This is a genomic window from Corynebacterium sp. LK2590, from assembly GCF_040946105.1.
In the GTDB taxonomy this organism is placed as follows: domain Bacteria; phylum Actinomycetota; class Actinomycetes; order Mycobacteriales; family Mycobacteriaceae; genus Corynebacterium.
On the sequence record NZ_JAYWMH010000002.1, the window covers coordinates 398,171 to 411,346 of the forward strand.

The window sequence follows — 13,176 nt, forward strand, 5'->3', positions numbered from 1 at the left end:
ACGGCCATGTCATTTCTAGGGTCCTTAGATGCGGCCGGTCTGCGCGGGTGGGCCGGCCGGGCCACCGGCGAACTGTCGCGCCGGCGCGCGGAGATCAACGCCCTGAACGTCTTCCCGGTGCCGGACTCTGACACCGGCTCCAACATGGCCTACACCATGGAGGCCGCGCTGCGAGAGGCCGACCAGCACCCGGAGGCGGACCTGGCCGGGGTGGCCCAAGCGCTCGCCGTCGGATCAGTGCGCGGGGCCCGCGGTAACTCCGGGCTCGTGCTCTCCCAGGTCCTGCGCGGGGTGGCGGAGACCGTCCACGACGGCCCCCTGGACGGGCAAGTGCTCGCCGATGCCCTGACGCTCGCGGTCCGGCTCGTCAGCCGGGCCATCGCGCAGCCGGTGGAGGGCACCGTGGTCACGGTCCTGCGGGCGGCCGCGGAGGCCGCCGAGGACGCGGCCGAAGACGACCCGCGCCTGCAGCCGGTGGCGCAGGCGGCGGTGGAAGCCGCGCGCATCGCTTTGCAAAACACGCCCTCGCTGCTGCCGGAGCTGGCCGCGGCTGGCGTCGTCGACGCGGGTGGGGCCGGCCTAGTCGTCCTGCTCGAGTCCCTGCTGTCCACCGACACCCAACCCGCGCCGGTGGCCGCGGCGGCCCCGGATGCCGACTGGCTCGAGGTCATGTTCTTCTTCCGCGGCGATCTCGACGCCCTGCAGGCCCGCCTCGACGCGATGGGCAACTGCCTGGTCGTCGCCCCGGCGGCCGACGATGCCGCCACCGTCCACCTGCACACCACCGTTGCCGGCCCGGTCATCGAGGAGGCCTTCGCCGCCGGCGCTGTCAGCGACCTGCGCCTGGAGGTCCTGCCGAGCCCCGCCGAGCCCGCGCCGGAGCGCGGGCAGGTGCGCCGGGTCATCGCGGCCGCCCCCGACGGCGCGGTCGCCCAGCTTTTTGCCGCCGCCGGCGTGGATGTCGTCGCGCCTGGTCAGGGCGCGGGCGAGACGCAGGACAACGATATCTTCCTCACCAACGGCACTGAGTCCGAGACCGGCCGCTGCCAGGTGGTGCCGACGGGATCCTTCGTCGCCGGGCTGGCCGCGCTGAGCGTCTACGAACCCGGCAACCCGGACACCGCGGCGATGGTGCAGGCCATGCAGGAAGTCGCCGACTCCATGCGCGTGGAGATCCTAGATGAGGAGAGCCCGGAAGCCGTCGAGGCGGCGTGCCGCCGGCTGTTGGCCGCGGGCGGGGAACAGGTCACCGTCCTGTCTGCCCAGCCGATTGACTCGGCGGAGCTGGGGGCAAGGCTCGGCGCGGAGGTCGCGGCCCTCCAGGTCCCCGGGATCGCCACCGAAGTTGGGGTAGAGTAGCGGGCATGCTGGGGTGGCGCGATGAACGAAAGCTCTCGGAGGTTCTAGACCCGAAGCAGGCGCGCCGGTTGGAGGCGGCCTTCGGGTACACCACCTGCGGGCAGCTGCTGGAGCACTACCCGCGCGACTATATGCGCCACGGCTACGACGTGGGCATCGCCGATGCCGACGAGGGCGACCACGTCACCCTCTCGGGCGTTATCACCCGCACCGATTTCCGGCCCACCAGCCGCCGCGGGGTGCTGCGCGTCTTCCTGGACAATGGCCTGGTCGTGAGCTTTTTCAACCCGACGTTCCAGCGCAAGTTTCTGCAGCGCGGGCGCCGGGCGATGTTTTCCGGTAAGCTGCAGTTTTTCCGCGGGACTCCGCAGCTGCAGCACCCGGACTTCGTGATGCTCGATAGCCACGACGGCACGGTGGCCGGCTCCGGCGCCCTGCGGGGGCTGGCCAGCGCCGGCGAGCTCGAGGAGGTTCTGAGCCAGTGGGAGTGGATCCCGGTCTACCCGGCTTCGGAGAAGGCGCCTTCCTGGCTCATCATGATGGCGGTCAAGCGCGTCCTTGACACGCTGCCTCCCGTGCCCGAGCCGCTGGATCAGCGGCAGATGGTCAGCTTCGACACCGCGCTGCGCCAGGTCCACCAGCCGGGCCCGGCCGGCCCGCAGCGCGCCATCCAGCGGCTTAAGTACAACGAGGCGCTGGGCATCGGGCTGGTGATGGCGCTGCGCCACCGCGACGCGCAAACGCACCGGGCCAAGCCGCTGCCGCCGCTCGACGACGGCTTCCGCGCCGAGCTTTTAGATAACCTGCCCTTCGAGCTGACCAACGGGCAAAAGCGCGTGACTGCGGACATCTCCCACGACATGACCCAGGACGCGCCGATGGCCCGGCTCCTGCAGGGCGAGGTCGGCTCCGGCAAGACCATGGTCTCCGTGCTGGCAATGCTGCAGGCCGCCGATGCCGGCTTCCAGGCCGCCCTGCTCGCCCCCACGGAGGTGCTGGCCGCACAGCACTTCGAGTCCGTGACCGCCACCGTCCCCGCGGATGTCAAGGTAGTCTGCTTGACGGGCTCGATGAAGGCCGCCGAGAAGCGCCAGGCGCTGCTGGATATCGTCTCCGGGGACGCGGACATCGTCATCGGCACGCACGCGATCATCCAGGACAAGGTGGAGTTCTTCGACCTGGGGCTGGTCGTCGTCGACGAGCAGCACCGCTTCGGCGTCGAGCAGCGCGAGGCCCTGCGTACCAAGTCGCACCCGGGCTTTAGCCCGCACCTGCTGGTGATGACGGCGACGCCTATCCCGCGCACGGTGGCGATGACCGTCTTCGCCGATCTGGCTGTGTCGACGCTGACCGAGCTGCCGGGCGGGCGTAAGCCGATCCAGACTTCGGTGGTGCCGGAGTGGATGCCGTCCTGGGTTTCGCGGGCGCTTGAGCGCATCCGCGAGGAGGTCGCGGCCGGCCACCAGGCCTATATCGTCTGCCCGCAGATCGAGGGCGAGGGCGGCGTCGAGGCCGTGGCCGAGCAGCTGGCCCACGGGCCGCTGAAGGATTTGCGCGTCGGTCTGCTGCATGGCCGCATGCCGGACAAGGACGAGCGGATGGCCGCCTTCGCCCGCGGCGATATCGACGTGCTCGTGGCAACCACCGTGGTGGAGGTCGGCGTCGACGTGCCGAACGCCACCGTCATGCTTATCCGCAACGCGGAGAACTTCGGCGTCTCGCAGCTGCACCAGCTGCGCGGGCGCGTCGGCCGCGGCGGCAACGCCTCGGTCTGCCTGCTGCACACGCTCGCCGAGGAGCATACCCCGGCCTTTAACCGCGTCCAGGCGGTCGCGGCCACGAATTCCGGCTTCGAGCTGGCCGAACTGGACCTGGCTCAGCGCCAGGAAGGCGACGTGCTGGGCACCGAGCAATCCGGCACCCGGCGCAGCCTCAAGCTGCTCAACCTTCTGCGCGACCGCGACATCATCGAGCGCAGCCACGCCGACGCCTTCGCCTTGGTCGAGCGCAACCCGGATCTGGCGCTGGAGCTGACGCAGGAGATGAACGCGGAGAAACTAAGCTACCTGGAAAAGAACTAACCAGCCGCGGTGCTAGGGTATGGGGCATGGAAATTTGCGCGCCCTTCGCGGGCATCGTCCGCTACCACGTGGCGGAAGGGGACACGGTGGACGCCGGTGCCCCCGTCGCTACTGTGGAGGCTACCAAGCTGGAGATTCCGGTGGTGAGCCCGGCGCCGGGCATCGTGAGCCGGGTGCTGGTCCCGGATTTTTCGACCGTGGCCGGTGGCGACCGCCTGGCCGAGATTGGAGAGCGCCCATGACGCGGATTATTGCTGGACAAGCCCGGGGACGCACCATCGTGGTGCCGGACACGGGTACCCGCCCGACCGCCGACCGCGCCCGGGAGGGCCTGTTTTCCTCCCTCAATGCCCGCTGGGGTTTTGCCGGCTCCCGCGTGCTGGACCTGTTCGCCGGCTCCGGCGCCCTAGGACTAGAGGCCGCCAGCCGCGGCGCCGAGGAGGTCGTCCTCGTCGACGATGCCGCCGTCGCCTGCCGCGCCATGGAACACAACGTCGGCGTCGTCGGGCACCCGCGGGTGACCATCCGGCAGCAGAAGGCCTCGGCCTACCTGGCGGGCGCCCCGCGCGGATTCTTCGACATGGTCCTGGCCGACCCGCCCTACGCCTTCGATGCCGTCGACGAGCTCGTTGCCGCCATCGAGCCGGTGCTAGCCGACGATGCCATCGTCGTCATCGAGCGCCACGTCGACTCCCCGCAGACCGAGTGGCCCGCCGGCTTTGAGCCGACCGGCCAGAAGCTGAAGAAGCGTACCTTTGGTATTGCGCGGATGGACATGGCGCTGTACCACCGCGCCGGATAGAACCGCTACAGGAAGGACCCCTACTGCCATGACGAAGGCCGTGTGCCCGGGCTCTTTTGACCCGATGACCTTGGGACACCTCGATATCTTTACCCGGGCTAACCAGCTGTTCGACGAGGTCACCGTGCTCGTGACCGGCAACCCGGACAAGCCCTCGGGGTTGTTTAGCATCGACGAGCGCATGGAGCTCATCCGCCAGAGCGTGCCCGCCGACATCAAGGTCGACAGCTGGGGCGGCTTGCTGGTTGACTACACCAGCGAGCACGGCATCGATTGCCTGGTCAAGGGCCTGCGTTCCTCGCTGGACTACGAATACGAGCTGCCGATGGCGCAGATGAACCGGCGGCTGACCGGCATCGACACCATGTTCTTGCTCACCGATGAGAAGTACGGCTATATTTCGTCTTCCCTGTGCAAGCAGGTCGCTAAGTTCGGCGGGGACGTGCAGGGCATGTTCCCCGAGGCCGTCGCCTGCGCCGTGATGGACAAGTACCGCGCATGATGCTGCTGGCCGTTTTCGCTGTCGTCCTTTTCGGCTCCTGCATGCAGCGGGTCTCCGGCATGGGGCTGGGTCTTATCGGCGGGCCCGTCCTCATGCTGCTGATGGGGCCGGTCGAAGGCATTCTGGTCATCAACGTGCTGGCCTGTATCAACGCCGCGCTGACGACGATATCCGTGCGCCACGACGTGGACTGGAAGGTCTTCGCGCAGATTGGGGCGGTGATGGTGCTCGGATCCATCCCGGCCGGGCTGCTGGGCGCGCGCACGGATACGGCGCCGCTGCTGGTGATCGTCGGCGGCGCACTGCTGGTTGCGCTGGGCGTGGTGACCTTCGGCAAGCGCTTCGTGCCGCAGATGCAAGGCACCGGTCCGGCTGTCTCCGCCGGCATCCTGGGCGGGTTTACCAACACGCTGGCCGGCATCGCGGGTCCGGTCATCACCGTCTACGCCCAGGCTGCACGCTGGCCGCAGCAGATGTATACCGCCACGTTGCAGCCCATCTTTATGGTGGGCGGGTTTATCTCCGTCACGGCCAAGCTGCTGGTGGGCGCCGGTGGCTTCGACGGGGTGAGCGGCTGGCTGTGGCCGGTGGGCCTGCTCGCGATGTTGCTGGGCATTAGCACCGGCACCGCGCTGGCGCGCCGAGTACCCCGCGGGGCGGCGCACAAGTTCTCACTCTTTATCGCCTCGGTCGGCGCCGCCAGCGCCGTAATCCGCGGCCTCACCAGCCTTTAAGGCACGGCACCCAGGCGCGCAAGCTAGATACGCCGAGTAGGCACGCTGAATGGGCGTTCACGGTCTGTTCCGTGGACGCCTCTTCGCGTGTTCTTGCTGCGCTTGCCGCAGGGGGCCGCCGGCGTTTTAAGCCGGCACGCGTTCGGGTGGTATCCACACCACCCGGCCACCAACCCTAGCCATCCGGCCCCGAGTCTGCGCCGGGCCCGGCCCGTCCTCGTTGGCACCATTATGGTGCGGACACAACGTGGCCAGGTTCGCCGCATTCGTCGGGCCACCTGAGTCCCAGGACTGCAGGTGATGGACCTGGCACTCATCGGCACCGGCCAAACACCCCGGCCAGGCACACACCGGATGCTCCATCAACGCCAAGCGCCGCTGCTTCCAGGAGGCCAAACGCGCATCCCGGTAACAGTTAACCGGTCCGGCCACCGGGTCGAAGACCCCGACGTAGCCGACCTGCTCAAACGCCCGGGTCACCAGCTCGGCGCCACTGATCACTGCGCCGTTGGTCAGCTGCACCGTGATATCCGCGGCGTCCTGGCCGACGACGAGGTGGCCGAAATCCTGAAGGTTGAGGACCACGTTGGTCGTCACCGACGCGCGCACACCGGCACCATCACCGGTACCGTCGCCGTCACCGCCGCCGGTGAAGACCGCGCGGGCATCCTCGACGGTGCGTACTTGGGCTTTGATATCGGCGACGAGGCCGGCGTCGGCGATAAGGCGCATCGACCATAAGCCCTCGGCCGAACGGCGGTAAATAACGCCTGGCTGCGGCGCCGGGGCGGGGCGGGCCTCCTGGATTTTGCGCCGGGCGGTCGCCGCCATTTGCTTGGCGTCAACCGGCTGGGCGGAAAGCTCTTCCATGATGCGCCAGGCATCGTTTTTGTTTTTCACCCGCCGCAGCACCCCACGTAGTACGTCGAGTACGGGTAGGCAGTGCCCGTGGCGGGCGGCATTCGCGCGCACTCGGCGCTGGCGGCCGGCGTGCTTGACCGGGCCGAAAAACACGCCGGCCAGGTCGAAAAGGCGCTCCAGCTCGTCGCGGCCGGAGCCGGCGGCCGCGCGCTCGGCATCCCAATCGGCGTGCCAAGCGCCCTCCACAATGTCGATTCCGGGCTGGGTTACGGCAGCCACGAACCTAGAAAAACAATCCCCCGATGTCATGCCCCACACACTAAATGAGCCCCTGCCAGCCTGCAACTGGAAGGGGCATCGGGAGCGCGAAGCTACTGGTAGGACTTGGCCTTGCGGCGGTCGAGGTAGATGAACACAGAGACGATCGCCGCGCCGAGGACGAACATGCCGAGGATGGCCGGCGTCCCGGCGTCCTGGCTCTCGCCCCAGGGCCAGAGGGCGCGCAGGGAGCCCAGCATGAAGCCGGCCATCGCGGCCAGGGTCACGGAGTGGTGATTGTCCAGCAGGTAGTTGAGAACCTTGACGAAGGCGGCCAAGCCGCACAGGGCGCCAAGAGCGAAAACGGCGATGGTGCCCATCTCGCGGTCGCTGACGGCGCCGATGATGGGCTGGTAGAGGCCCATCGTGAGCAGGATGAGAGAGCCGGACACGCCCGGCAGGACCAGCGCGCACACGGCGATGGCGGCGGCGAAGAAAACAACCACCAGCGACGGGTCCTCATGCGGGGCGGAGGTAAAGCCGGTGATGAAGAAGATGAGCACGGCTGCCACCACGAAAGCGATGAGGGAGGGGGCCTTGAAGCGGTCGGCCTTGTCCATCATGGACACCGGCACGATGATGGAGACGGCGACCATGCCCAAGAAAAGGGCCTTCGACAGGGAGACATGGCCCTCGACGAAGCTGGACATGACAGACGAGAGGCCGAAGACCGCGGCGAACATACCGATGGCCACGGCGATGATGAAGCCCCACTCGACTTCCTTGAAGCGGGCTTTGAGGATCTTGTCGGCGTTGTGCAGGGCTCGCTCGTAGATACCCACGATGAGGGCGACTGTGCCCCCGGAGATGCCGGGGACCAGCTCGGCGGAGCCGATGAGCCCACCGCGGATTGCGTTGGCAAGATGATTCATTCTTTCCAGACTAGTGGCAATTCAGCCCGCGGTGGTCGCGCCACCCCGGCGCTTAGAGCAGGGAAGACAGGAACTCCTGCGTACGCGGCTGCTGCGGGTTGTCGATGACTTGGGCAGGCGGGCCGGCCTCGACGACGCGGCCGTCGGCCATGAAGACGATCTTGTCGGCGACTTCGCGGGCGAAGCCGATTTCGTGGGTGACCACGAGCATCGTCATGCCGTCGGCGGCCAGCTCCTTCATCACGCGCAGGACCTCGCCGACGAGCTCGGGGTCAAGCGCGGAGGTGGGCTCGTCGAAGAGCATCAGCTTCGGGTCCATGGCCACCGCGCGGGCAATGGCCACGCGCTGCTGCTGGCCGCCGGAAAGCTGGACCGGGTAGGCGTTGGCTTTCGATGCCAACCCGACCTGGTCGAGCAGCTCCATAGCGTGCTGCTTGGCGGCCTCCGGATCGACCTTCTTGACGTGGATGGGGGCCTCGACGACGTTCTCGAGGACCGTCCGGTGGCTGAACAGGTTGAAGTTCTGGAAGACCATGCCGATGTCGGCGCGCTGGGCGGCGGCTTCCTTCTCGGAGATCTCGTAGAGGACGCCGTTGCGCTCCTTGTATCCGATGAGATCACCGTCGACGTAGAGGCGGCCGGCATCGATGGTTTCTAGGTGGTTGATGCAGCGCAGGAAGGTCGACTTGCCGGAGCCGGACGGCCCCAGCAGGCAGACGACCTCGCCGTGCTGGACCTCTAGGTCGATGCCGCGCAGAACCTGCAGGGAGCCGAACTTCTTGTGGATCTGCTGCGTCTGCACCATGGGTTGGCGGGTATCTTTAGCGTTCATTGCGCGGGGCCTCCTGGACGACGTTGACATTGTTGGGGATAACACCTTCGGCATCGGCGAGCGCGGCCAGCTGGCGGGCGGTCAGCTCGCGGGTGGCGCCGCGGTCGAAGTAGCGCTCGAGGTAGTGCTGACCGATCATCAGCAGCGAGGTGATGACCAGGTACCAGGTGGCGGCGACCATCATCAGCGGGATCGGCTCGAAGAGGGCGGCGGAGATGTCCGTCGCGCGGCCGAAAATCTCGTGGGTGTACGGGATGGCCACGACCAGGGAGGAGGTCTTCAGCAGGGAGATGAACTCGTTGCCGGTCGGCGGGATGATGATGCGCATCGCCTGCGGCATGACCGTGCGGTACATGGTCTGCCACCAGCTAAGCCCCAGCGCCTTCGATGCCTCCCGCTGGCCCTCGCCCACGGAGTTGATGCCGGAGCGCACGATTTCGGCCATGTAGGCGGCCTCGTTGAGCCCCAGGCCGATAACGGCCAGGAAGAAGGCGTTGGACAAAAGCTCCTCGAGGGAGATTTCCGCAAAGCCCAGGTTGATGGACTGGTAGATGGCGCTGAGCAGACCCCAGAAGACCAACTGCACGTAGATCGGAGTGCCACGGAAGATCCAGAGGAAGACCCAGGAGACCGCGCGCATCACCGGGTTGGGGGACATGCGCAGGATGGCCAGGATGGCGCCGCCGACGACGCCGATGATCATCGCCAGGATGGTAATCGCGATGGTGTGCAGCGAGGCGATGGCAATCCGCGTATCCAGCAGGTAGCTGAAGTAGGTCGACCAGCCGTAGGCCTCGTTGTTGGCGGCGGCGATGACGAACCAGGCGGCCAGCACGAGCAGTACGACGGCGAAAGCCCAGCGCCACGGGTGGCGCAGCGGCTTGGCGTGGATTTCCGGGGGAGTGGAGGGGGTGTCCTGTGTCATTTCACTGGCCTTTCATTGATGAGAGCCTCGTCGACGAGCCCGTCTTCGACGCCCCATTGCGCGAGGATTTCGGCATATTGCCCGTTGTCGATGAGGTGCTGCAGCGCGGCCGCGGCAGCCGGGCCCAGTTCTGAGCCCTTGGGAACGGCCATCCCGTAAGGGGCGGCCTGCGAGATATCGCCGACGAGCTCCAGGCGGCCGTCGGAGCGGTTGACCGCCCAGCCGGCGGCGGGGGAGTCGGCCGAGAGGGCATCGGCCCGCCCCATGAGCACGGCCAGTGCGGCGTTGTCGGCGGTGTCGTACGCCAGGACCTGCATGTCGCCGTCGCAGGCCTCGGCCTTGGGGCGGACGTCGTCGGTGTCGGAGACGGTGGTGCGCTGGACGGCCACGGTCAAGCCGCAGGGGTTGTCCGGGTCGATCTCTTTTGAAGAATCCGTGCGCTTGGTCCACTGGATACCCGCGTAGAGGGTGTCGACGAAGTCGAAGTTCTCGCGGCGGTCCGGGGTATCGGTGAAGCCGGAAACGCCCATATCGATCTGGCCGGATTGCACGGCCGGCAGGATCATCGCGAAGTCCTGCTCCTCGATGCGGAAGTCGAGCCCGAGCACGTCAGCGACGGCGTGGGCGAGGTCCATCTCCAGGCCGACGATCTGGCCGTCGGCGTCCTTGAGCTGGAAGGGGGCGAAAGGCGGGTTGACGCCGATGCTGAGCACGCCGTCATCGTCGTCGTACATTGCGGCGATCTCGTCGACCTTGTCCGCGCGGATGGGTTGCCACCCGTCGGGCGTGGATTTTTCCACGTTGGTCACGCAGCCGCTCAAGCCCAGCGTGGCTATCGTCACTGCGGCAACCGTGGCCCGGCGGGCGCGGCGCGCGGCGGTGACTTTGCCTGTTGCAGGCACAACCATAGTCGTGTGGTCCTTTGGGAAAACTTGCGAATGAATAGTTACCCCTCAAATGTATAATATTCGCTCGCATTTAAGAAATTACCGCGCCGGAACGCGCGAAACCCCGCTACCACTGGGGTGATAACGGGGATTTAAAAGTGGTGCCCCTGGTGAGACTCGAACTCACACTGGACGGGTTTTGAATCCGTTGCCTCTGCCAATTGGGCTACAGGGGCGCGCGGGTTGTTTCGCACTGGGGAAATACTAGCGCATGGAAAGCGGCGAAGAGAAATCGCCCTCCGGCCTACGCAGTAGTGCGGCTATTGCCTAGACTGGGGAGCCGTGACTGATTCCAAACAACGCCTTCTGCTCATCGACGGACACTCTATGGCCTTCCGCGCTTTCTATGCGTTGCCGGCGGAGAATTTCTCCACCTCGGGTGGCCAGCACACCAACGCGGTCTATGGGTTCTTGTCGATGCTGTCGAGCATCGTGAGCGAGGAACGCCCCGACAAGATGGCCGTGGCCTTCGACGTGGGGCGCAAGACTTTCCGGACGGAAAAATTTCCGGAGTATAAGGCCCAGCGCGAGGCCGCGCCGGAGGAATTCAAGGGCCAGGTGGACATCATCCGCGAGGTGCTTAACACCTTGGGTATTGCGACGCTGTCGCGGGAGAACTTCGAGGCCGACGACATCCTGGCCACCCTGGCCACCGAAGCCACGGCCGCGGAGGATTTTGATACCTATATTGTTACTGGCGACCGCGACTACCTGCAGCTGGTCAACGAGTCCACGACGGTGCTCTATCCCATGCGCGGGGTGAGCAACCTGCACCGGTTCACCCCGGAGGCCGTGGAGGAAAAATACGGCCTGACCCCGCGGCAGTACCCGGATTTCGCGGCGCTGCGTGGCGATCCCTCCGATAACTTGCCCGGCATCCCGAAGGTCGGGGAGAAGACGGCGACCAAGTGGATCACCCAGTACGGCAGACTTGACGAGCTGGTCGCCCACGCCGACGATATTAAGGGCGTGGCCGGCCAGAACTTTAGGGACCGCGTCGAACAGGTCCAGCTCAACCGCGAGCTGACCCAGATGATTACGGACATGGACCTGGAGGTCAGCCCGGCCGATCTGGACTTTAAGGGCGCGGTGGTCAGCGAGGTCGCCGATCACTTCGACAACCTCGAATTCGGCACCAACCTGCGCGACCGGGTGCTCAAGGCCATCCCGAACGACGGCGGTGAGGCCACCGCGCAGGACGAGGACGTGCAGGTGCCGGAAGTGAGCATCGTGAGCGAGAAGCTGGCGGACTGGCTGCCCGGCCGCGAGCACGTGGCCGTCTTCGTGCAGGGTGACGGGCGGCCCGGGCAGGGCGATGCCGCCGCCATGGCCTTCGTCGACACCGACTACCACGGCCTGCAGGTCGAGCTGGCCGAACTCGACGCCGACGACGACAAGGCGCTGGCCGAATGGCTGGCCGATGCCGACTGCGCCAAGTACCTGCACGAGGCCAAGGCGGCCTACCACATGCTGTTGGGCCGCGGCATCGAGCTGGCGGGCATCGCCCACGACACCGCGGTGGCGGCCTACCTGCTGCGCCCGGGCCAGCGCACCTACGAGCTGCCGGACGTCTACCAGCGCCACCTGCACAAGACCCTCGGGGCGACCAGCGGCCAGCTGAGCCTGCTGGACGAGACCTCCCTGGTGGATTCGGCCGCGGCGATTATGGAGCTGGCCGCGGAGCTGACCCGGCAGCTGCACGATATCGATTCCTTCCAGCTGTACACGGACCTGGAGCTGCCGCTGATTTCCATCCTGGCGCGGATGGAGGCCACCGGCATCGCCGTCGATATCGACACGCTGGATTCCCAGCTGGAATCCTTCGTCGCCCAGGTCAAGGAGCAGGAGGACGCCGCCCGCGAGCTGGCCGGCGACCCCTCGCTGAACCTGAACTCGCCGAAGCAGCTGCAGGCGGTGCTCTTCGATACCTTCGACCTGCCGAAGACGAAGAAGACCAAGACCGGCTATTCGACCGCGGCCAAGGAGATTGAGGCCCTGGCGGTTAACCACCCGCACCCCTTCCTGGATCACCTGCTGGCCCACCGCGAGTACCAGAAGCTCAAGTCCACGCTGGAAGGTCTCATCAAGACGGTCCAGCCGGACGGGCGCATCCACACCACCTTCAACCAGACGGTGGCGTCGACGGGCCGGTTGTCCTCGGCGGATCCCAACCTCCAGAACATCCCGGTGCGCACGCCGGCGGGGCGTAAGATTCGCTCCGGCTTCGTGGTGGGCGAGGGCTTCGAGACCCTGCTGACCGCGGACTACTCCCAGATTGAGATGCGCGTGATGGCCCACCTGTCCCAGGACCCGGGGCTCATCGAGGCCTACCAGGCGGGCGAGGACCTGCACAACTACGTCGGCTCCAAGGTTTTCGACGTCCCCGTCAACCAGGTCACCTCCGAGCTGCGCCGCCGCGTCAAGGCCATGTCTTACGGCCTGGTCTACGGCCTATCCGCCTTCGGGCTGTCCCAGCAGCTGGGCATTAGCCCGAAGGAGGCGAAGGAGATTATGGAAAGCTACTTCGAGCGATTCGGCGGGGTCAAGACTTACCTGGACGAGGTCGTCGACACCGCCCGCAAGGACGGCTACACCTCGACCATCTTTGGGCGCCGGCGCTACCTGCCTGAGCTGGCCAGCGACAACCGGCTGGCCCGCGAAAACGCCGAGCGCGCCGCCCTCAACGCCCCCATCCAGGGCACGGCGGCCGACATCATCAAGGTTGCGATGATCCGCGTCGATGCCGCGCTCAAGGAAAAGAAGTCCCGCGTCCTGCTGCAGGTCCACGACGAATTGGTCGTCGAAATCGCCCCCGGCGAGCTGGACGAGATCCGCGCCATCCTGGAAAAGGAGATGGATTCCGCCATTGAGCTGCGCGTGCCGCTGGAGGTCTCCGCCGGCGCCGGCGCCAACTGGGACGCCGCGGCGCACTAGCGCGGAGCC

12 protein-coding genes and 1 tRNA gene are annotated in these 13,176 nt (G+C 66.8%); 7 read left to right on the forward strand and 6 right to left on the reverse strand.

Going from position 1 to position 13,176, the window contains the following annotated elements:
* Window positions 1-6 precede the first annotated feature (6 nt).
* The 6 genes from VVR85_RS04485 to VVR85_RS04510 are packed head-to-tail and all read left to right on the forward strand — an operon-like array spanning window position 7 to window position 5,478.
* Window positions 7-1,359, forward strand: a complete 1,353-nt coding sequence (locus VVR85_RS04485; RefSeq protein ID WP_368519746.1) for a DAK2 domain-containing protein — start codon at window positions 7-9, stop codon at window positions 1,357-1,359.
* Window positions 1,360-1,364: 5 nt separating this feature from the next.
* Window positions 1,365-3,440 (forward strand): ATP-dependent DNA helicase RecG, encoded by a 2,076-nt coding sequence (locus VVR85_RS04490; RefSeq protein ID WP_368519747.1) that lies wholly within the window; start codon window positions 1,365-1,367, stop codon window positions 3,438-3,440.
* Between the two features lie 26 nt (window positions 3,441-3,466).
* The gene (locus VVR85_RS04495; RefSeq protein WP_296205180.1) at window positions 3,467-3,682 is read left to right on the forward strand and encodes an acetyl-CoA carboxylase biotin carboxyl carrier protein subunit; all 216 of its coding nucleotides are present in this window, start codon (window positions 3,467-3,469) and stop codon (window positions 3,680-3,682) included.
* Complete coding sequence (gene rsmD / locus VVR85_RS04500; protein ID WP_368519748.1) at window positions 3,679-4,242, forward strand: 16S rRNA (guanine(966)-N(2))-methyltransferase RsmD; 564 nt, start codon at window positions 3,679-3,681, stop codon at window positions 4,240-4,242. Before VVR85_RS04495 ends, rsmD begins: the two co-directional genes overlap by 4 nt.
* A gap of 28 nt (window positions 4,243-4,270) precedes the next feature.
* Window positions 4,271-4,744 (forward strand): pantetheine-phosphate adenylyltransferase, encoded by a 474-nt coding sequence (coaD, locus tag VVR85_RS04505; RefSeq protein WP_368519749.1) that lies wholly within the window; start codon window positions 4,271-4,273, stop codon window positions 4,742-4,744.
* On the forward strand, window positions 4,741-5,478 hold the full coding sequence (locus VVR85_RS04510; protein ID WP_368519750.1) for a TSUP family transporter: 738 nt from the start codon (window positions 4,741-4,743) through the stop codon (window positions 5,476-5,478). The genes coaD and VVR85_RS04510 overlap by 4 nt, the downstream gene beginning before the upstream one ends.
* Window positions 5,479-5,604: 126 nt before the next feature.
* Here VVR85_RS04510 and VVR85_RS04515 read toward each other — a convergent pair whose 3' ends face one another.
* From VVR85_RS04515 to VVR85_RS04540, 6 genes are all read right to left on the reverse strand, one after another.
* Window positions 5,605-6,618, reverse strand: a complete 1,014-nt coding sequence (locus VVR85_RS04515; protein ID WP_368519751.1) for an HNH endonuclease signature motif containing protein — start codon at window positions 6,616-6,618, stop codon at window positions 5,605-5,607.
* Between the two features lie 92 nt (window positions 6,619-6,710).
* Complete coding sequence (locus VVR85_RS04520) at window positions 6,711-7,529, reverse strand: DUF368 domain-containing protein (protein WP_368519752.1); 819 nt, start codon at window positions 7,527-7,529, stop codon at window positions 6,711-6,713.
* A 52-nt stretch (window positions 7,530-7,581) separates the two neighbouring features.
* Window positions 7,582-8,361, reverse strand: a complete 780-nt coding sequence (locus VVR85_RS04525) for an amino acid ABC transporter ATP-binding protein (protein WP_368519753.1) — start codon at window positions 8,359-8,361, stop codon at window positions 7,582-7,584.
* Window positions 8,351-9,286, reverse strand: coding sequence for an amino acid ABC transporter permease (locus tag VVR85_RS04530; protein WP_368519754.1), 936 nt, complete (start codon window positions 9,284-9,286; stop codon window positions 8,351-8,353). The genes VVR85_RS04525 and VVR85_RS04530 overlap by 11 nt, the downstream gene beginning before the upstream one ends.
* On the reverse strand, window positions 9,283-10,194 hold the full coding sequence (locus VVR85_RS04535; protein ID WP_368519755.1) for an ABC transporter substrate-binding protein: 912 nt from the start codon (window positions 10,192-10,194) through the stop codon (window positions 9,283-9,285). The genes VVR85_RS04530 and VVR85_RS04535 overlap by 4 nt, the downstream gene beginning before the upstream one ends.
* Window positions 10,195-10,332: 138 nt before the next feature.
* Window positions 10,333-10,409, reverse strand: a tRNA-Leu gene (locus VVR85_RS04540).
* A gap of 151 nt (window positions 10,410-10,560) precedes the next feature.
* Here VVR85_RS04540 and polA point away from each other — a divergent pair.
* Window positions 10,561-13,167, forward strand: a complete 2,607-nt coding sequence (gene polA / locus VVR85_RS04545; RefSeq protein WP_409338178.1) for a DNA polymerase I — start codon at window positions 10,561-10,563, stop codon at window positions 13,165-13,167.
* The last annotated feature ends 9 nt before the right edge of the window (window positions 13,168-13,176 follow it).

Coding starts and splice junctions, on each gene's coding strand:
- VVR85_RS04510 (WP_368519750.1), top strand. CDS start 4,741: ATGATGCTGCTGGCCGTTTTCGCTGTCGTCCTTTTCGGCTCCTGCATG.
- rsmD (WP_368519748.1), top strand. CDS start 3,679: ATGACGCGGATTATTGCTGGACAAGCCCGGGGACGCACCATCGTGGTG.
- VVR85_RS04485 (WP_368519746.1), top strand. CDS start 7: ATGTCATTTCTAGGGTCCTTAGATGCGGCCGGTCTGCGCGGGTGGGCC.
- VVR85_RS04535 (WP_368519755.1), bottom strand. CDS start 10,194: ATGGTTGTGCCTGCAACAGGCAAAGTCACCGCCGCGCGCCGCGCCCGC.
- VVR85_RS04490 (WP_368519747.1), top strand. CDS start 1,365: ATGCTGGGGTGGCGCGATGAACGAAAGCTCTCGGAGGTTCTAGACCCG.
- VVR85_RS04530 (WP_368519754.1), bottom strand. CDS start 9,286: ATGACACAGGACACCCCCTCCACTCCCCCGGAAATCCACGCCAAGCCG.
- VVR85_RS04520 (WP_368519752.1), bottom strand. CDS start 7,529: ATGAATCATCTTGCCAACGCAATCCGCGGTGGGCTCATCGGCTCCGCC.
- VVR85_RS04525 (WP_368519753.1), bottom strand. CDS start 8,361: ATGAACGCTAAAGATACCCGCCAACCCATGGTGCAGACGCAGCAGATC.
- coaD (WP_368519749.1), top strand. CDS start 4,271: ATGACGAAGGCCGTGTGCCCGGGCTCTTTTGACCCGATGACCTTGGGA.
- polA (WP_409338178.1), top strand. CDS start 10,561: ATGGCCTTCCGCGCTTTCTATGCGTTGCCGGCGGAGAATTTCTCCACC.
- VVR85_RS04495 (WP_296205180.1), top strand. CDS start 3,467: ATGGAAATTTGCGCGCCCTTCGCGGGCATCGTCCGCTACCACGTGGCG.